General features: G+C 73.6%; 17 protein-coding genes and 3 pseudogenes. 8 read left to right on the forward strand and 12 right to left on the reverse strand.

The features are described 5' to 3' along the window. Positions 1-97: 97 nt before the first annotated feature. The 5 genes and pseudogenes from QQK45_RS00700 to dapE form a co-directional block, all read right to left on the reverse strand. A complete protein-coding gene (locus tag QQK45_RS00700) occupies positions 98-556 on the reverse strand; it encodes a hypothetical protein (RefSeq protein ID WP_284291345.1) in 459 nt (152 codons plus the stop codon). After that, complete coding sequence (locus QQK45_RS00705; RefSeq protein ID WP_284291347.1) at positions 541-1329, reverse strand: hypothetical protein; 789 nt, start codon at positions 1327-1329, stop codon at positions 541-543. Before QQK45_RS00705 ends, QQK45_RS00700 begins: the two co-directional genes overlap by 16 nt. Then, positions 1326-2273 (reverse strand): dihydropteroate synthase, encoded by a 948-nt coding sequence (folP, locus tag QQK45_RS00710; protein WP_284291349.1) that lies wholly within the window; start codon positions 2271-2273, stop codon positions 1326-1328. The genes QQK45_RS00705 and folP overlap by 4 nt, the downstream gene beginning before the upstream one ends. After that, positions 2270-3082, reverse strand: a complete 813-nt coding sequence (locus QQK45_RS00715) for an LOG family protein (RefSeq protein WP_431310206.1) — start codon at positions 3080-3082, stop codon at positions 2270-2272. The genes folP and QQK45_RS00715 overlap by 4 nt, the downstream gene beginning before the upstream one ends. Before the next feature lie 53 nt (positions 3083-3135). Then, positions 3136-4202: pseudogene (dapE, locus tag QQK45_RS00720) on the reverse strand (succinyl-diaminopimelate desuccinylase). 119 nt (positions 4203-4321) lie between these two features. Here dapE and dapD point away from each other — a divergent pair. Together dapD and QQK45_RS00730 are read left to right on the forward strand one after the other, a co-directional pair. Further along, a pseudogene (gene dapD / locus QQK45_RS00725) lies at positions 4322-5274 on the forward strand (2,3,4,5-tetrahydropyridine-2,6-dicarboxylate N-succinyltransferase). Positions 5275-5281: 7 nt separating this feature from the next. Next, complete coding sequence (locus QQK45_RS00730; RefSeq protein WP_284291351.1) at positions 5282-6253, forward strand: hypothetical protein; 972 nt, start codon at positions 5282-5284, stop codon at positions 6251-6253. Positions 6254-6286: 33 nt separating this feature from the next. On the opposite strand, the gene QQK45_RS00735 is transcribed toward QQK45_RS00730, so the two are convergent. The 5 genes from QQK45_RS00735 to QQK45_RS00755 form a co-directional block, all read right to left on the reverse strand. Continuing rightward, positions 6287-7597: a citrate synthase gene (locus tag QQK45_RS00735; RefSeq protein WP_284291353.1), complete on the reverse strand. Its 1311-nt coding sequence runs from the start codon at positions 7595-7597 to the stop codon at positions 6287-6289. Between the two features lie 108 nt (positions 7598-7705). Then, the gene (dapC, locus tag QQK45_RS00740; RefSeq protein WP_284291355.1) at positions 7706-8968 is read right to left on the reverse strand and encodes a succinyldiaminopimelate transaminase; all 1263 of its coding nucleotides are present in this window, start codon (positions 8966-8968) and stop codon (positions 7706-7708) included. Between the two features lie 37 nt (positions 8969-9005). Next, the gene (gene fdxA, locus QQK45_RS00745) at positions 9006-9323 is read right to left on the reverse strand and encodes a ferredoxin (protein WP_036951995.1); all 318 of its coding nucleotides are present in this window, start codon (positions 9321-9323) and stop codon (positions 9006-9008) included. A 359-nt stretch (positions 9324-9682) separates the two neighbouring features. Then, positions 9683-9835, reverse strand: a complete 153-nt coding sequence (locus QQK45_RS00750) for a cupin domain-containing protein (RefSeq protein ID WP_284291360.1) — start codon at positions 9833-9835, stop codon at positions 9683-9685. Then, positions 9832-10335, reverse strand: coding sequence for a helix-turn-helix domain-containing protein (locus tag QQK45_RS00755; protein ID WP_284291362.1), 504 nt, complete (start codon positions 10333-10335; stop codon positions 9832-9834). Before QQK45_RS00755 ends, QQK45_RS00750 begins: the two co-directional genes overlap by 4 nt. A 177-nt stretch (positions 10336-10512) precedes the next feature. On the opposite strand from QQK45_RS00755, the gene QQK45_RS00760 reads away from it, so the two are divergent. Both QQK45_RS00760 and QQK45_RS00765 read left to right on the forward strand, forming a co-directional pair. Continuing rightward, positions 10513-12153, forward strand: coding sequence for an NCS1 family nucleobase:cation symporter-1 (locus QQK45_RS00760; protein ID WP_284291364.1), 1641 nt, complete (start codon positions 10513-10515; stop codon positions 12151-12153). After that, positions 12153-12866 (forward strand): aspartate/glutamate racemase family protein, encoded by a 714-nt coding sequence (locus QQK45_RS00765; RefSeq protein WP_284291366.1) that lies wholly within the window; start codon positions 12153-12155, stop codon positions 12864-12866. The genes QQK45_RS00760 and QQK45_RS00765 overlap by 1 nt, the downstream gene beginning before the upstream one ends. 24 nt (positions 12867-12890) lie before the next feature. Here QQK45_RS00765 and QQK45_RS00770 read toward each other — a convergent pair whose 3' ends face one another. Together QQK45_RS00770 and QQK45_RS21685 are read right to left on the reverse strand one after the other, a co-directional pair. Next, positions 12891-13397 (reverse strand): DUF1275 family protein, encoded by a 507-nt coding sequence (locus tag QQK45_RS00770; RefSeq protein ID WP_348525103.1) that lies wholly within the window; start codon positions 13395-13397, stop codon positions 12891-12893. Between the two features lie 83 nt (positions 13398-13480). Continuing rightward, a pseudogene (locus QQK45_RS21685) lies at positions 13481-13819 on the reverse strand (hypothetical protein); the annotation flags it as partial. A gap of 96 nt (positions 13820-13915) precedes the next feature. On the opposite strand from QQK45_RS21685, the gene QQK45_RS00775 reads away from it, so the two are divergent. The 4 genes from QQK45_RS00775 to QQK45_RS00790 are packed head-to-tail and all read left to right on the forward strand — an operon-like array spanning position 13916 to position 18502. Continuing rightward, complete coding sequence (locus QQK45_RS00775; RefSeq protein ID WP_284291369.1) at positions 13916-14533, forward strand: TetR/AcrR family transcriptional regulator; 618 nt, start codon at positions 13916-13918, stop codon at positions 14531-14533. Continuing rightward, entirely contained in the window at positions 14530-15804 is a 1275-nt protein-coding gene (locus QQK45_RS00780) for an MFS transporter (protein WP_284291371.1), read from the forward strand. Before QQK45_RS00775 ends, QQK45_RS00780 begins: the two co-directional genes overlap by 4 nt. Beyond that, positions 15801-17153: an alanine racemase gene (locus QQK45_RS00785; protein ID WP_284291373.1), complete on the forward strand. Its 1353-nt coding sequence runs from the start codon at positions 15801-15803 to the stop codon at positions 17151-17153. The genes QQK45_RS00780 and QQK45_RS00785 overlap by 4 nt, the downstream gene beginning before the upstream one ends. Beyond that, complete coding sequence (locus QQK45_RS00790) at positions 17150-18502, forward strand: D-arabinono-1,4-lactone oxidase (RefSeq protein WP_284291375.1); 1353 nt, start codon at positions 17150-17152, stop codon at positions 18500-18502. The genes QQK45_RS00785 and QQK45_RS00790 overlap by 4 nt, the downstream gene beginning before the upstream one ends. Positions 18503-18546 lie beyond the last annotated feature (44 nt).

Genomic DNA, 18546 nt, shown 5'->3' on the forward strand with positions numbered 1-18546 from the left:
CGTGCCGGCCCCGGATGGTGCGAAAGGGCCACGGACATTCTAGTTCACGTGACCCACACCACCGACGCACCCGTCCTCCATACCGGTCCGCGGACGGTCAGGGCGCCCAGTCGGCCGGCGGCTTGAAGCGCCACAGCTCCCAGACCCAGTCGACCTGCCCGTACAGGGACAGCGCGACGAGAACCGTGAGCACCCCGGCGAACACCCACCGGCGCCGCGCCCAGCCGACGAGGATCGCGAGGTAGGGGAAGGCCAGCAGCGCGAAGCGCCAGGTCGACGTCCAGGGGTCGGTCACAAGCACCAGGTACGCCGTGTAGGCGATCGTCCAGCCCTGGAGCTCCGCGCCCAGCCGGAACGCGACCGGGCTGAGCGCGAGCGCCACGAGGACCACGAGCACGACCGCGAGGACGAGCGGCCCCCGGTCGTGGAAGAGGATCTTCGCGTTCGTGATCCACGGCGTGAAGTAGTGGACGGAGCCGGAGCGCCAGGCCGCCTGCGTCGCGAAGTACGCGTCGCTGCGCCCCGTGACCCGGCCTGCGATCACCTGCCACGCCACGCCCGCGACAAGGCAGGTGCCCAGCAGCGTCCCGAGCCCGGCGACGTCGCGCACCGAGAACCGGTCCCGAGCCGCGCGCTCCGGGTCGCGCCGAGTCGTCGGCCCCCACGCCCCCACACCCGCCACAGCACGTGCCACACGACGACGCACGCCATCGGCAGCGCGACCGCGCGCGTGAAGCCCAGGAGGACCACGACCGGCACGGCCCAGAAGTACCGGCGCACCGCCAGCAGGTACAGCGCGGACGCGATGAGCAGCAGCGCGAGCGCCTCGGTGTACGCGGTCTGCAGGACGGGCGACGACGGGAACACGCTCACGAGCAGCACCGTCGCCAGCGGCAGGCCGGGCACGAGCGCCGTGGCCCGGTGCCCGCCGCGCTGGACCAGCCGGTAGATCACCAGCACGGCGCCCGCACCGAGCAGGAGCGACACCGTGGGCGCGAGGAACGTCCACGACAGCCCCGTCACCGCCATGAGCGCACGGAGCACGAGCGGGAACAGCGGGTAGAACGCCCACGCGTTCTGCTGGACCGCACCGTCCTGGCCGAGCGGGAGCGCGTGCGGGTAGCCGTGCTCGGCGATCTGCAGGTACCAGGTCGCGTCGAACATGCGGCCCACGTAGTCCGCGTACGACGGGTCGCCGCCCGTCCAGCCGTTCGCGACCTGGTGCGTCGCGACCCGCACGAACACGACGGCGGAGAACGCGCGCGCCAGCCCGTAGACGACGAGCACCTGCGCCCACCAGGGCCAGGTGCGGGGGTCGGCCCTCCTCACTCGATCCCTCGCACGGCGGCCGACGGCGGCCGGTCGCCCCGGATCGCGGCGACCATGTCGACGACGCGGCGTGTGGCGCGCACGTCGTGGGCGCGGAAGACCGTCGCACCGAGCCACGCCGCGACCGCGGTCGAGGCGAGCGTGCCCTCGAGCCGTTCCTCGGCGGGCAGGTCGAGCGTCTCCCCCACGAAGTCCTTGCGGGAGAACGCCATGAGCACGGGGTACCCGAGCGCGACGATCGGCTCGGTCCGCCGGACGAGGTGGAGCGAGTGCCACGTGTTCTTGCCGAAGTCGTGCGTCGGGTCGACGAGCACGCTGCGCGGCGGCACCCCGCACGCGACCGCGCGCTCGGCGCCCGCCCGCAGCGTCGCGAGGACGTCCAGCAGGACGCCGTCGCGCGGGTCGACCGGCCCCACGCCTTCGGGCAGGGGGTCCGGGAGCGGCTCGGGGAGCGGGTAGGAGACGCGGTACGGGTCGGTGCGAGGCGGCTGGCCGCCCGTGTGCGAGCACACGACGCCGACGCCCGCGCGGCCCGCGACCTCGGCGAGGCGCGGGTCGTGGCCCGCCCACGTGTCGTTCACGAGGTCCGCGCCCGCGTCGATCGCGGCGTCCGCGACCTCCGCGCGCCACGTGTCGACCGAGACGAGCAGGTCGGGCAGCTCACGCCGCACCCGCGCCACGAACGGCACGACGCGTGCGATCTCGTCCTCGGCCGTGACCTCCGGCCCGACGCCCGCGCGCACGCCGCCCACGTCGAGGATCTCCGCGCCGTCCTCGGCCGCACGCTCGGCGGCCGCGAGCGCCGCGGCGTCGTCGGCGTGGCGCGCGCCCGCGTAGAACGAGTCCGTCGTCCGGTTCACGATCGCCATCACCACGGGGGCGTCGCGTCCGAGCTCCTGGCCGCGCAGGACGAGCGGCACCGACGACGGCGGGACGGGCGTCACGTCGCCGACGACTGCGACTCCGGGGTCGCAGCGGGTTCGTCGTGCGCCCGGGTGACGAGCCGCACCGCCTCGGCGGGGTCGTCGACGACGTGCAGGAGGTCCAGGTCGGCCGCGCTGATCGTCCCGTGCGCGACGGCGGCGCTGCGGAGCCAGTCGACGAGCCCCGTCCAGTAGTCGCTGCCGACGAGGACGATGGGGAACTGCGTGACCTTGCGGGTCTGGACGAGCGTGACGGCCTCGAAGAGCTCGTCGAGCGTGCCGAAGCCGCCCGGCAGGACGACGAACCCCTGCGCGTACTTGACGAACATGGTCTTGCGGGCGAAGAAGTACCGGAAGTTCACGCCGAGCTCGACCCAGCGGTTCATCCCCTGCTCGAAGGGCAGCTCGATGCCGAGGCCGACCGAGACGCCGCCGGCCTCGCACGCGCCCTTGTTGGCGGCCTCCATGATGCCGGGACCGCCGCCGGTGATCACGGCGTAGCCGGCGCCCGCGAGCCCGTGCGCGATGTCGACGGCGCGCGCGTAGTCGGGGTGGTCGCGGCCCGTGCGGGCGGACCCGAACACGGAGATGGCGGGGCCGAGCTCGGCGAGCGCGCCGAAGCCCTCGACGAACTCCGCCTGGATCCGGAGCACGCGCCACTGGTCCTGGTGCACCCAGCCCGCGTCGCCGCGCGACTCGAGGAGGCGCTGGTCGGTGGTCTCACGGGGGACCTGGTTCCCGCGGAGCATGACGGGACCCTTGCGGTACGCGGCGGGGCTCTCGTCGGGATCGGGCTGTGCCGGGTCGGTCGGGGCGGCGGGATTGGCCATGGGGCTCTCCGGTGCGGCGGTACGGGGCGGTCGGTGGGTCGGACGGGACTCGGTCAGCGCGTCAGCCAGGCGCGCAGGGCGTCGTGGCAGAGCGTGATCTGGGCGGCCGCGACGTGCTCGTCGTCCTTGTGGGCGAGCAGCGGGTCGCCGGGGCCGAAGTTCACGGCGGGCACGCCCAGCTCGCTGAACCGGGCGACGTCGGTCCAGCCGTACTTGGGGCGGGCTCCCCGCCCGTGCGTTCGAGGACGGTCTTCGCGAAGTCGGCCGCGGCGGGGGCGTCGAGACCGGGGCGGGCGCCGGGCGCGGCGTCGGTCACGGTCACGTCGAAGCCGTGGAGGACCTCGCGGACGTGCGCGGCGGCGTCCTCGACGCTCCGGCTGGGCGCGAAGCGGTAGTTCACGGTCACGACGGCGCGGTCCGGGATGACGTTGCCCGCGATACCCCCGCTCACCCCGACCGCGTTGAGCGACTCGCGGTAGGCGAGCCCGTCCACGTCGACGGTCTGCGGCTCGTACGCCGCGAGCCGGCTCAGCACCTCCCCGGCGTGGTGGATCGCGTTGTCGCCCATCCACGCGCGCGCGGAGTGCGCCGCGACGCCCGTGAGCACGACGTCGGCGCGCAGCGTGCCGTTGCAGCCGCCCTCGATCCCGGCGTTGCTGGGCTCCCCCACGACCGCGAAGTCGCCCGCGAGGAGCTCGGGACGGGTGCGCGCGAGGCGCCCGAGGCCGTTGAGGTCGCTCGCGACCTCCTCGTGGTCGTAGAACACCCAGGTCACGTCGTACGACGGTACGGCGAGCTCCGCGGCGAGCGCGAGCATGATCGCGACCCCGCCCTTCATGTCGACCGTGCCGCGGCCCCACAGCTCGGCGTGCGCGCCCTCCCCGACGACCCGCACGGGGAGGTTCGCGGCGACGGGCACGGTGTCGAGGTGGCCCGCGACGACGACGCGCCGGTCGCGACCGAGCGTGGTGCGCGCGACCACGGCGTCCCCGTCCCGCACGACCTCGAGGTGCGGCAGCGCGGACAGCGCGCCTTCGACGACGTCGGCCAGGTCCTTCTCGTTGCCGCTGACCGACTCGACGTCGCAGATCTGCCGCGTCAGCACGACGGGGTCGTGCAGCGCGAGCGGGAACGTCGGGTACGGCTGGGGGAGAGCGGGGTACCGGTCACGCCCCGACCCTACCGGCGCCTGCGGTGGCACCGCCGTCGGACCGCAGAGAATCTCCTACGCTGTTGCCCATGACCGCACGCACCGCATGGGGCTACGGCCTCACCACCGTCACCGGCTCCGGGACGGTCCTCGACAGCTGGTACCCGTCTCCCGCGCTCGGCGCGCGCCCGGCCGACGCCGCGCCGCCCGACGTCCTTGCGACCGCAGAGCGCACCGACGCGCTCCGTGGCGTGCGCACCGAGCTGGTGCTGACCGAGATCGACCTCGACGCCGCCCCCGCCTCGACCGCGGACGTGTACCTGCGCCTCCACCTGCTCTCCCACCGCCGCGTGCGCCCGCACGAGGTCAGCCTCGACGGTCTCTTCGGCCTGCTCGCGAACGTCGTGTGGACGAGCGCCGGACCGTGCGCCGTCGAGGGCTTCGAGGAGGTCCGGGCGCGCCTGCGCGCCGCCGGGCAGCACGTCACCGTGCACGGCGTCGACAAGTTCCCCCGGATGGTCGACTACGTGCTGCCGTCGGGCGTGCGGATCGCCGACGCCGACCGCGTCCGCCTCGGTGCCCACCTCGCGTCCGGCACGACCGTCATGCACGAGGGCTTCGTCAACTACAACGCCGGCACCCTCGGCACCTCGATGGTCGAGGGCCGGATCTCGTCGGGCGTCGTCGTGGGCGACGGCTCGGACGTGGGCGGCGGCGCCTCGATCATGGGGACGCTGTCGGGTGGCGGCAAGACCGTCGTGTCGCTGGGCGAGCGCTGCCTGCTGGGCGCGAACTCGGGCCTCGGCATCCCGCTCGGCGACGACTGCGTCATCGAGGCCGGCCTGTACGTCACCGCGGGCACGAAGGTCACGGTCGTCGGCTCCGGGGAGCCGGGTGCCGGCGAGGACGACGTCGTGAAGGCCAGCGAGCTCGCGGGCCGTGACGGGCTCCTGTTCCGCCGCAACTCGGTCACCGGCCGCGTCGAGGTCGTGGGCCGCAAGGGGTGGGCATCGAGCTCAACGCCGCGCTCCACGCGAACTGACCGCCGCGTGACCGCGCCGCGTGGCGCCGGGGCCGAGCCCTGGCGCCAGGCCTCCACCCACCGCCGACGACGGCGCCGCGCCCGCCGCGCCGTCGTCGGGTTCGTCGTGGCCGTGCTGGTGCTCGGTGGTGCCGTGGCCGGGATCGTGGCCCTGCTGGACCGCCTCGACGTGCGGCACACGCAGGCGATCACCGAGGGCTGCACCGCCGAGCTGGACGGCACCCACTGGTGGCTCAGCCCCGAGCAGGCGGACAACGCGGCCACGGTGACGGCCGTCGTCGTGCGGCGCGGCCTGCCCGCGCACGCGGCGACGGTCGCGCTCGCGACGGCCGTCCAGGAGTCGAAGCTGCGGAACCTGTCGTACGGCGACCGCGACTCGGTCGGGCTCTTCCAGCAGCGGCCGTCGCAGGGCTGGGGCACCGCCGACCAGCTCCAGGACCCCGTGTACGCGACGAACGCGTTCCTCGACGTCCTCGTCAAGGTCGACGGCTGGCAGGATCTCGCGGTCACGAAGGCGGCCCAGAAGGTGCAGCGCTCGGCGTTCCCGGACGCCTACGGGCAGCACGAGACGCAGTCGCGGGCCTGGGCGTCCGCGCTCACCGGCCACTCGCCGGCCGCTGTGACGTGCACGCTCCGCCCGGTGCCCGACGACGTCGACACGGCGTCCGACGCCCGCGACCTCGGGGCCCGGGTCGCCCGCGACTTCGGGACGGCGGTGACGGTGTCGGGCGCGGCCCCGACGCTGACCCTCGACGCCGGCGGGCTCCCCGGCACGGACACGACGAACGCCTGGTCCGTCGCGCAGTGGGCGGTGGCCGTCGCGCACGCCTACGACGTCGAGCAGGTCCGGGTCGCCGACCAGATCTGGACCCGCGACGCGGCCATCTGGTCGAAGGCGACGCCCGCGACGAAGGGCGCGCCCGCGTCGAAGGTCCCGGCGGGCAAGGTCGCGATCACGCTGGCAACCCCGCCGAAGTAGCGCGCGGGCGGTCCGCCCCGACCAGGAGAAGGCTCAGCGAGACCCGACGGGCACGTACGCCCGCTCGGTCTCCCCCACGTACACCTGACGCGGCCGACCGATCTTGGTCTGCGGGTCGTTCATCATCTCGCGCCACTGGGCGATCCACCCGGGCATCCGGCCGAGCGCGAACAGCGGCGTGAACATGGCCGGCTCGAACCCGAGCGCCTTGTAGATGAGGCCGGTGTAGAAGTCGACGTTGGGGTACAGCTTGCGCTGGATGAAGTAGTCGTCGTTGAGCGCGATCTCCTCGAGGCGCTTGGCGATGTCGAGGAGCTCGTCGTTCTTGCCGAGGGTCGCGAGGACGGCGTCGGCGGACTTCTTGACGATGGCGGCGCGCGGGTCGTAGTTCTTGTAGACCCGGTGCCCGAAGCCCATGAGACGGACGCCGTCCTCCTTGTTCTTGACCTTCTTCATGAAGGTGTCGACGTCGTACTCGGCGCTCTGGATCTTGTCGAGCATGAGGAGCACGGCCTCGTTGGCGCCGCCGTGGAGGGGGCCGGAGAGGGCGTTGATGCCGGCGGCCACGGACGCGAAGAGGTTGGCCTGCGCCGAGCCGACGATCCGGACGGTCGACGTGGAGCAGTTCTGCTCGTGGTCGGCGTGGAGGATGAGGAGCTTGTCGAGGGCCTCGATGACCGCGGGGTCGGCGTCGTACTGCTCGTAGGGCCGCGCGAACGTCATGCGCAGGAAGTCCTCGACGTACCCGCGCGAGTAGTCGGGGTAGAGCAGGGGCTCGCCGACGCGGCGGCGGTGCAGGTACGACGTGATGGTGCGCGTCTTCGCGAGCAGCAGGACGGTCGCGAGCTCGACGGTCTCCGGGTCGGACGGGTCGAGCGACTCGGGGTAGAACGTGGCGAGCGCGTTGACCGCGGAGGCCATGACGGCCATGGGGTGCGCGTTCCGGGGGAAGGTGCCCATGAACGTGCGGAAGTCCTCGTGCACGAGGGTGTGGCGGTTGACGCGCTCGGTGAAGGCGTCGAGCGTCGGCTGGTCGGGCAGCTCGCCGTGGATGAGCAGGTACGCGACCTCGAGGAAGGTGGACTGCTCGGCGAGCTCGTCGATCGCGTAGCCGCGGTAGCGCAGGATGCCCTGGTCGCCGTCGATGTACGTGACCGCGGAGGTGCAGGACGCGGTGTTCATGAAGCCGGGGTCGACGGTGACGAGCCCGGTCTCCTTGAGGAGCGACGAGACCACGATGCCGTCGTTGCCCTCGGTGGCGTGCACGACCGGCAGCTCCCGGCTCGTGCCGCTCACTTCGAGCTGCACGGCGTCGGGCGCGGGGGCGCTGGGGGTCTGGGTCATGACTTCCTTCCTGAACGCTCGGACGGCAGGTGGCGCGGTGGCCGCTCGCGCGAGCGTCGACGCCCGGTCCGCGGCGGCCTCGCAGCAGCACGGGCCTGTCGTCCGAGACTACGCGCCGGACTCCGTCGTGACCAAGCCGCTCCCCACCCCTGACCGACACATGGGAATGTGTCCTGCGTCACACGCCCGACGGCACGCGCCCTCAGCGGCGCACCAAGCGCTCACCGCCGGTGCGTCACTCCCCGAGAGCCGTGCGGCGGCCTCCGCGACCCGCTCGTCGGACGCGGTGAGCGCGACCCGGACGTGGGACAGCCCGGCGGCGCCGTAGAACGCCCCGGGGCCGACGAGGATGCCGAGCCCGGCGAGGTCGTGCACCGTCTGCCAGCAGTCCTGGACGTCGCCGCCCGGTGCCGCGGCGGGCCGCGCCCACAGGTAGAGGCCGGCCTCGGAGTCGTCGATCCGGTAGCCGGCCGCCATGAGACCGCCCTCGAGGAGCCGGCGACGACGGCGGTAGGTCTCGCGCTGCCCGACGACGTGGGCGTCGTCGTCGAGCGCGGCGACCATGGCCGCCTGGACGGGCGCGGGCACGATCATGCCGAGGTGCTTGCGCGTCGCGAGCAGGGATCCCACGAGCGCCGGGTCCCCCGCGACGAAGGCGGCGCGGTACCCCGCGAGGTTCGACTGCTTGGACAGCGAGTACGCGGCGAGCAGCCCCTCGTGGCTCCCGCCGCTGACACGCGGGTCGAGGATGCTCGGCACGCCCTGCGACGCCCACGGCTCGGACCACGGGAGCAGCGCGTAGCACTCGTCGCTCGCGACGACCGCACCGATCTCCCGCGCCGCCTCGACGACGCGGCGCAGCTCCTCGACCGACGCCACCCGGCCGGTCGGGTTGCCCGGGGAGTTGACCCACACGAGCTTGACGTCGGCGCGCCCGGCCCAGGCCTCGACGTCGTCGGTCGCGAGGGGCGAGGCCCCCGCGAGCCGGGCACCGACGTCGTACGTCGGGTACGCGGTCGCGGGGTGCACGACGACGTCGCCCGGGCCGAGCCCGAGCAGCGACGGCAGCAGGCCGACGAGCTCCTTGGAGCCCACCGTCGGCAGGACGGCGTCCGGTTCGACGTCCGGCACGCCGCGCGTCCGGGCGAACCAGCCGGCGACGGCCTCGCGCAGCGCGGGCGTGCCGTGCGTGGTCGGGTAGCCGTGCGCGTCGGACGCCGCGGCGAGCGCGTCGCGGACGACGTCGGGCGTCGGGTCGACGGGCGTGCCGATCGAGAGGTCGACGAGCCCGCGGGGGTGCGAGCGAGCGGCCTCGACGACGGGCGCGAGCGTGTCCCAGGGATAGGGGTCGTCGAGCGGGTGGAAGCCCATGGTCGTCAGCGGAGCTCGGCGCGGCCTGCCGGCCCCGTCATGCCTGCGGGGGCAGGGCGGCGATCATGGCGTCGTCCTTGTCGATCTGGCCGAGCTTCGCGGCGCCGCCGGGCGACCCGAGGTCGTCGAAGAACTCGACGTTGGCACGGTAGTAGTCGCTCCACTCCGTCGGGACGTCGTCCTCGTAGTAGATGGCCTCGACCGGGCAGACCGGCTCGCACGCACCGCAGTCGACGCACTCGTCGGGGTGGATGTAGAGCGAGCGCTTGCCCTCGTAGATGCAGTCCACGGGACACTCCTCGATGCACGCCTTGTCCTTGACGTCGACGCACGGCTGAGCGATCACGTAGGTCACTGCGAGGATCCTTTCGGGGCGAGGCCGCGGAGGCGGTTCGGGTCTAGTATCGCGCAGTCTGGAGGTGGCTCGACGTGGCGTTCGAGATGCGGTCGTGGCGCGGCTGGTCGGTCGGTGACCGGGTGGTCGTGCGGCGCAGGCTCCCGCCGGACGAGCCGTCCGGACACCTGTACACCGACGTGGTCGGCGTGGTGCTCGCCGTGGGTGACGACGGCGTGACGGTGCGCCCCGATCCCGCCTGGCCCGGGCGCGCCGGGCTCGGGCCGGTGCACGTCGCGGCGGGCGACGTCGTCGGCGCCAAGCGCGTCCCGCCCCGCCCCCGCCGCCGGGGGCCGCACCGGACTGAGCCGGCGAGACGCTCAGCCGTGCACGATCAGCCACGTCGCGACAGCGGGCTCGTCCGAGGTGTTCGAGAGCCGGTGCGGCGTGGAGCAGGCGTAGGTGATCGAGTCCCCCGCGTCGAGGACGACGCGCTCGTCGGGGAAGTCGACCGTGAGCCGTCCTCGGGTCACGGTCCCGACCTCGTAGCCCTCGTGCGTGATGAGCTCGTGCTCGCCGCCCCCGTCGCCCCGGGCGGGTAGGTGGACTCGAAGAAGTCGACGCCGCGCGTCGGGCCGGGTGACAGGCGCCGGAACGTCACGCCGCCGCGGAACCTCACCGTCTCGTCCTCGTGCGCCCGCCGGACGGTGTGGACCCCCGGCTCGGGCCGGGGCGGGTGCGCAGGCGGCGCACCGGTCGCAGCGGACACGGCGGCCTGCGGGTCGTCGGAGAAGACGTCGAGCACCGACCCGTCGAGCACCGTCACGACGGCCAGGAGCCGGTGCACCGACGGTCGCAGGACGCCGCGCTCGATCTGCGAGAGCGCGCTGGCGGAGATGTCGAGGCGACGCGCGGTCTCCCGCAGCGAGAGCCCGCGCGCGGTCCGGAGCGCCCGCAGCCGTGCTCCGAGGACCTCGGCGTCGAAGGACTCGAGCGAGCCTGCGGACGGGTCGGTGGGCGCGTCCGGCTCCATGCCTCCTCCTCGGGTCCGGCGTCGAACGGGGCACGGGAAGCCTACGGGCCGACGCGGTCGAGCGAACGTCACGAACGGTTTACACGACAGAAACCGGCCCCAGCGTGTGAAGCCATAGATTCACGCAGGTCACCTCCGAACGACCGTCCCCCGTCCACCGGACCCTGCGAGGCCATCATGACCGCCCCTACCGAGAACAGCCCCAACTACGACGCCAAACCCCACGACCTCGTCGAGGCCGCGGGCATGCCGGTCGGCGCCGGCGAGATCAAGGTCACCTACGACCCGCGCCTGACCAACGAGGACCTGGCCCCGCTCAAGGACCAGACCTGGTCCTCCTACAACATCTTCGCGTTCTGGATGTCCGACGTGCACAGCGTCGGCGGCTACGTCACCGCCGGGAGCCTGTTCGCGCTCGGGATCGCGAGCTGGCAGGTCTTCGTCGCGCTCGTCGTCGGCATCGTCATCGTCAACGTGTTCGCGAACCTCGTCGCGAAGCCCAGCCAGAAGACGGGCGTGCCCTACCCCGTCATCAACCGGGCCGTGTTCGGCGTGCTCGGCGCGAACATCCCCGCGATCATCCGCGGGCTCATCGCGGTCGCCTGGTACGGCGTGCAGACGTTCCTCGCCGCGCAGTCGCTCACCATCATCTTCCTCAAGTTCTTCCCGTCGTCGGAGAACCTGCTGCACCACTCCTTCCTCGGGCTGAGCGCGCTCGGCTGGATCTCGTACGCGATCCTCTGGCTCGCCCAGGGCGCGCTGTTCTGGACCGGGATGAACACCATCCGCCGCTTCATCGACTGGGCGGGCCCCGCGGTCTACGTCGTGATGTTCGCCCTCGCGACCTACCTGGTCTCGAAGGCCGGATGGAGCAACATCTCGTTCAACCTCTCGACCAAGCAGCTCTCCTTCGGGGCCTCCATCCCGATCTGGATCGGGGCTGTGGCCCTCGTCGTGTCGTACTTCTCCGGGCCGATGCTCAACTTCGGCGACTTCGCGCGCTACGCCCGCTCGACCCGCGCCGTCAGGCGGGGCAACTTCCTCGGGCTCCCGATCAACTTCGTCGTCTTCTCCCTGCTCACCGTGATCTGCGCGTCCGCGACCGTCCCCGTCTTCGGCCGGCTCATCACCGACCCCATCGAGACCGTCCAGACGATCGACTCCACGTTCGCCATCCTGCTCGGCGGCCTCACCTTCGTGACCGCGACCGTCGGCATCAACATCGTCGCCAACTTCATCTCGCCCGCGTTCGACTTCTCGAACGTGTCACCGCGCCGGATCAGCTGGCGCACGGGCGGCATGATCGCCGCCGTCGGGTCCGTGCTCCTGACGCCCTGGAACTGGTACGACAACGACCAGGCGATCCTCTACACCCTCGGCATCCTCGGAGCCCTCATCGGACCGCTGTTCGGGGTGCTCGTCGCCGGGTACTACCTCGTCGGCAAGCAGCGCGTCCACGTCGACGACATGTTCACCCTCGCACCCACCGGGAGCTACTGGTACCGGCGCGGCTACAACCCGAACGCGGTCTGGACCGTCGTCGTCGCGGGCCTGGTCTCGGTCGCGTCCGCGGTCGTGCCGAACATCCTGAAGAACGCGGGCGTCGCGGACCTCACCCAGGTGTCGAGCTACTCCTGGTTCATCGGCTGCGGGCTCGGCCTGGTGCTGTTCGTCGCGCTCGAACGTCGGCGGCCGCAGATGAGGCTCCTCGACCCGGTCGACCCGCACGTCTCGGTCGGCACGGGCGACGCCCCCAAGGCCCTCGTCAGCCACCACCTCCCGGCCGCCGAGCCCGAGCACGTCCCCACGGCGGTCTGATGCGCATCCGGGTCGTCAACCCCAACACCACCCGGGCGATGACCGACCTCGTCGGTCGGTCCGCCCGGGCGGTGGCGTTCCCGGGCACCACGGTCGAGGCGGTCCAGCCGACCATGGGGCCCGCGTCGATCGAGAGCCACTACGAGGAGGCGCTCGCGGTGCCCGGGATCCTCGAGCAGGTCGCGCTGGCCGAGGCCCTGCCACCCGCCGAGCGGCCCGACGCCTACGTGCTCGCGTGCTTCGGCGACCCCGGCCTCGACGCGGCGCGCGAGCTCGCGTCCGGTCCCGTCGTCGGGATCGCCGAGGCCGCGATGCACGCCGCGACGCTGGTCGGGCGGCGCTTCGCGGTCGTCACGTCGCTCGGACGCACGGTGGCACGAGCGCGCGAGCTCGCCGCGCGCTACGGCTTCGCCGAGGCCTGCGTGGCGGTGCACGCCTGCGAGCTGCCGGTCCTCGAGCTCGACCGGCCCGGCTCGCAGGCTCGCGAGACCGTCACCGAGTACTGCCGGCTCGCGGCCGCAGCGGACGACGTGGACGCGGTCGTCCTCGGGTGCGCCGGGATGGCGTCGCTCTGCCGGGAGATCGGCGCCGAGATCGGCGTGCCGGTCGTGGACGGTGTGGCCGCCGCGACCACGCTCGCACAGTCGCTCGTGGCGCTGGGGCTGAGCACGAGCCGGGCGGGCGAGTACGCCCCGCCTCCCCCAAGCCCGTGACGGGGCTGCTCGCGGGCTTCGAGCTCAGGCCTGGTCGTCCTGCACGCGCAGCCGGTGACCCGTCAGGGCCACCACGAGGCTGAGCACGCCCGCGACGAGCATCCCGACGCCGACGCCGTGGTCGGCCCCGCCACGCAGGAGCAGCGCGCCGACGCCCGCACCGGCGAGGATGAGCACCACCGCGAGCAGGCGGCGCGCCCAGTTCTCCGACGAGCCGCCGCCCAGGCGGGAGTCAGCGGCGAGCCCGGTCAGCGTCGAGGTGACCACTACGGTCGTCACGTCCTTCACGCCGATCCGGCGCGCCGACGCGGCCTGCAGCCCCATCGCCATCGCCAGCATGGCCGTGATGACGAAGGCCCAGACGGTGTGCTCGACGGGGACGGCCACCACGGCGCACACGCCCAGCACGGTCGCGACCACGCCGGTCGTCGCGAACGCCACCGTCGAGCGCGAGTTCCAGAGGGAGGGCCGGCCGCGCAGCAGCCGTCCGCCCGTGGCGGCACCCAGGGCGAACCCGAGCAGCGCGAGCACCGGTCCGAGGACAGGCAGCCCGTCGCCCCCGCGAGGGCCATGCCGAGGATCACGACGTTCCCCGTCATGTTCGCCGTGAATACGCGGTCCAGCCCGAGGTAGCCGACGGCGTCGACGATCCCCGTGGTGAACGTGAGGGCCAGCATGAGGACGAGGTGGACGCCGTCGGGTTCGCCGAGCAGGCGGCGGGGTGAGCTCACCGCGCCATGATGACGGGGACCCGGCCGCGGCGTCCACCCCGCGGCACCCCGCCCACGGGATCGCCAGCCTGCGTGCGACGCACCGTCGAGGTGGGACCATCGCGCCATGACGACGTCACGCGAGGTGCAGGGTCCGGGCGAGACGACCGGGTCGGGTCGGCCGGAGGGGCGGTCGCCGTCCCGGTCGGAACCGCATGTGACGGGCGTTACAGTGGGGCACATGTCCCAGACGAGCGACCCAGACGCGACGACGACGTCGGCCACCCCGCCGCGCGCGCGCCGCGCGCGCGCGCGGCACCGGCGCCGCGGACCGTACGCATGCCCGTCGCCGAGCGGCGCCAGGCCCTGCTCGACGCCGCCACCACCGTGATCGCGCGCGACGGCGTCCGCGCGGCCAGCACGCGCGCGATCGTCCGCGAGGCAGGCATGTCGCTCGCGAGCTTCCACTACGCCTTCGAGTCCCACACCGAGCTCATGCGGCACGTGGTCGAGCGCGTGCTCGTCGACGAGGTGCACTCAGTCACCGAGGTGCTCGCCGGCGCCGCGGAGCTCACCGAGGGGCCGGTCACGCTGCCCGAGCTCCTCGGGGCCGCGCTCGACGGGTTCGTCGCCGCGGTCGAGGCCGACCCGGCGCGCGAGCAGGCCATCCTCGAGCTGCACCAGTACGCGCTCCGCGAGCCCGAGCTCGCCGACCTCGTCCGGGCCGAGTACGCCGCGTACGACGAGGCCGCCGCGGGCGTGCTCACGGCCGCGGCGGCCGCGACCGGCACCCGGTGGACGCGCTCCGTCGAGGAGCTCGCCCGCTACGTCGTGACCCTGACGGACGGGCTCACGACGTCGTGGCTGTCCTTCCGGGACCCGGAGCGCATCTCGGCGGCGCGCGAGTACGCCGTCGCCGGGATCCTGCAGTTCTCCGAACCCGACCCCGACGCATGAGCGCGCCCGCCGTGAGCACCGCCGCCGGGACCGTCGAGCCCCGCACCTTCGTCCCGGGCGCGTGGATCGCCGCGTTCGCGACCGCCTGGTTCGGCGTCTGGATGGCGCAGCTCACCCCGATCCAGCTCCTGCTCCCCCAGCAGGTCGACGACATCCTCCACCCGGTGGACTGGGTCGCATCGGTCCGCGGCTTCGGCGTCGTGTCCGCGATCGCGGGCGTCTGCGCGCTCGTCGCCTACCCGCTCGCGGGAGCCCTCTCGGACCGCACCACCTCGCGCTTCGGCCGGCGCCGGCCCTGGATCGCGGGCGGCGCCGTGCTGTTCGCCGTCGCGCTCGTCCTCCTGTCCGTCCAGCACACGATCGCCGGCGTGGCGGTGTGGTGGTCGATCACGCTCATCGGCTTCTGCGTGCTCACGGCCGCGCTCACCGCGACCATCAGCGACCGGGTGCCCGTCGACCAGCGCGGCACGGTGTCCGGGTGGATGTCGGCGCCGCAAGCCCTCGGGATCCTCGTCGGCGTCGCGCTCGTCGCGCTCCTCACGCTCAGCCAGGTCGCGGGCTACGTGCTCGTCGCCGTCGTGCTGCTCGTGTGCGTCGTCCCGTTCCTGCTGCGCCTCGAGGACCCGCCGCTCGCGCCGGACTCGGTCCCTCCCCTCTCCCTGCGCACGATCGTCACCGGGTTCTGGATCAGCCCGCGCGACCACCCCGACTTCGCCTGGACCCTGACGAGCCGCATCCTCGTCATGACGGGCAACGGCTTCGGCACGGTCCTGCTGCTGTACTTCCTCGAGTACGGTCCGATGCGCCAGAGCAAGGACGACGCCGAGAACGGGCTGCTGTTCCTCACGGCCGTCTACATGGTGTTCGTGATCGTCGCGGCCCTGGTGCTCGGGCGCCTGTCGGACCGGCTCGGGCGCCGCAAGGTCATGGTCGTGGTGTGCGCCGCCCTGCAGGGCCTGGCCGCGCTGCTGCTCGCGTTCGTGCCCGTGTTCGGGGCGGCCCTCGTCGGTGCCGCGCTGCTCGGCTTCGGGTTCGGGGCGTTCCTGTCCGTGGACCAGGCGCTCGCCACCCAGGTGCTCCCGAGCGCCGCCGACCGCGGCAAGGACCTCGGCATCATGAACGTCGCCTACGCGGTCCCCCAGGCCCTCGCGCCGCTCGTCGGCGGCTGGCTCGTGGCGCAGACCCACAGCTTCACCCCGTTGTTCCTCGCGGCGGGGGTGCTCGCGATCGGCGGCGCGTTCGCCGTCGCACCCGTCAGGAGCGTGCGATGACCACCCTGCCCCCGCTGCCCGCCACCGCCCCCGCGACCGTGGGCCGGCCCGACGGCGCCCCCTGGGCGGCGCCCGCGTCGTACTGGCCCGCGCTCACCCGGGCCACGACGGAGCTCGACCCTCCGTACGCGACGCTCGACCTCCGGGCCCTCGCGCACAACGCCCACGACATGCTGCGCCGCGCAGGCGGGATGCCGATCCGGGTCGCGTCGAAGTCGGTCCGGGTGCGCGGGGTCCTGGACGCGGTGCTCGCGCTCGACGGGTACGCGGGGATCCTCGCGTACACGCTGCCCGAGGCGCTCTGGCTGGCCTCCGAGCCCGACCCGGCGGACCCCGCGGCGGGCGGCCTCGGCGTGACGGACGTCGTCGTCGGCTACCCCACCGCGGACCGCGCGGCGCTGCGCCGCCTCACGAGCGATCCCGTGCTCGCCTCGCGCGTCACGATCATGGTCGACGACGTCGCTCAGCTCGACCTCGTCGACGCCGTCGCCCGGCCGGGAGAGCGAGAGGACGTGCGCGTCTGCCTCGAGCTCGACGCGTCGTACGACGTGCCCGGGCTGAGCGCGCTCGCGGGCGCCGCCGCGCACGTCGGGGTGTTCCGCTCCCCGGTGCACTCGCCCGAGCGGGCGCAGGCCCTCGCCCGGCGCGTCGCGGAGCGGCCCGGGTTCCGGCTCGTCGGCGTGATGGCGTACGAGGCGCAGATCGCGGGCCTCGCCAACGCGACGCCCGGGCGGGCGGCCCGCTCCGCCGTCGTGCGCCGCCTGCAGGCCCTCTCCGGGGTCGAGCTGCGCGACCGGCGCGGGGCCGCCGTGGCCGCGGTGCGTCAGGTCGCCGAGCTCGAGTTCGTCAACGGCGGCGGCACCGGTTCGCTCGAAACCACCTCGGCCGACCCGGCGGTCACCGAGGTCGCCGCGGGCAGCGGGCTCTTCGGCCCGCACCTGTTCGACAACTACGTGCAGTTCACGCCCGCCCCCACGGTCGCGTTCGCGCTGTCGGTGGTGCGCAACCCCACCCCCGGCGTCGCGACGCTGCTCGGCGGCGGCTGGGTCGCGTCCGGCCCGCCCGCCGCGGACCGCCTGCCGCGCGTCGTCTGGCCCGAGGGCACGCGGTACGTCGGGAACGAGGCCGCGGGCGAGGTGCAGACGCCTCTGCGCGGCCCCGGGGCCGCGGAACTGCGCCCCGGCGACCGCGCGTGGCTGCGCCACACCAAGGCCGGCGAGATCGCCGAGCACGTGACCGAGCTCGTGGTCGTCGGAGGCGCCGACGACCACCCGTACGACCCCGAGGGACCCGCGACGGTCCTCGGCACCGTCCCGACCTACCGGGGCGAAGGAAAGGTGTTCCTGTGACGAACGAGACGACGGCCGGAGCGTCCACGACGCTCCCCTGGCGCCCCGCGACGACCTGGCAGAACTGGGGGCACAACCAGTCGGTCGTGCCGCGCGGCGTCGCGCGCCCCGCGTCCGAGGACGACCTGCGGGACGTCCTCGAGGCGGCCCGGGGCGAGGGCCTCACCGTCAAGCCCGTCGGCGCGGGCCACTCGTTCACGGGAATCGCGGTCGCGCCCGGCGTGCAGCTCGACCTCACCGGCCTGTCGGGCCTGCGCGCCGTCGACACGGCGTCCGCGCAGGTCACGCTCGGCGCCGGCACCCGGCTGTTCGAGATCCCTGGGCTGCTCGCCCCCTACGGCCTCGCGATGCCGAACCTCGGCGACATCGACCGCCAGACCGTCGCGGGCGCCGTCTCGACGGGCACGCACGGCACGGGCGCCGGCTTCGGTGGGATCGCGACCCAGATCGTCCGGGTCCGGCTCCTCACCGCCGACGGCCGCCTCCTCACGGTCAGCGCCGACGAGAACCCGCAGTACTGGGGCGCCGTCCAGGTGGGCCTGGGCGCGCTCGGCGTCCTCACCGAGGTCACGCTCCAGTGCGTCCCGCAGTTCGCCCTGCACGCGGTCGAGGCGCCGGCGCCGTTCGCGCAGGTGCTCGAGGAGTGGGACGCGCACTGCGCCCGCGCCGACCACTTCGAGTTCTACTGGTTCCCCGGCACCGACGTCGCGTCCACCAAGACGAACACCCGCCTGCCCGGCGACGCGCCCCTCTCCCCCGTCCCCCGGTTCAGCGGCTGGGTCGACGACGAGCTCCTCGCCAACGGCCTCTACCGGGCGATCTGCGCCGTCGGGACCCGGGCCCGCAGCGTGGTCCCGGTCGCCAACAAGGTCGCGTCGCGGCTCATGGCGCGCCGCGAGTACACCGACCTGTCGCACCGGGTCTTCGCGACGTCCCGGACCGTCCGCTTCCGCGAGATGGAGTTCGCGGTGCCGCGCGAGGCGGTGCCGTCGGTCGTGCGCGAGCTCGACGCCATGATCCGCGCCAAGGACCTGCGCGTCTCGTTCCCCGTCGAGGTCCGGGCGGCAGCGGCCGACGACCTGTGGCTGTCGACGGCGCACGGCCGCGACACCGGCTACGTCGCGATCCACCGGTACTTCCGCGAGGACTACCACCGGTACTTCACGGCGGCGCAGGACATCTTCCGCGCGCACGGCGGCCGCCCGCACTGGGGCAAGCTGCACTTCCTGGGCGCCGACGACTTCGCGGAGCTGTACCCGCGCTTCGACGACTTCGTGCGCGTGCGCGACGAGCTGGACCCGGACCGCCTGTTCGCGAACCCGTACCTCACCCACGTCCTCGGCGCCTGACCTCGCGAGGCAGACCGGCCGCCGTACTACGTCGCGAAGCAGGC

It is taken from the genome of Luteimicrobium album (assembly GCF_030161555.1).
GTDB lineage: Bacteria > Actinomycetota > Actinomycetes > Actinomycetales > Cellulomonadaceae > Luteimicrobium > Luteimicrobium album.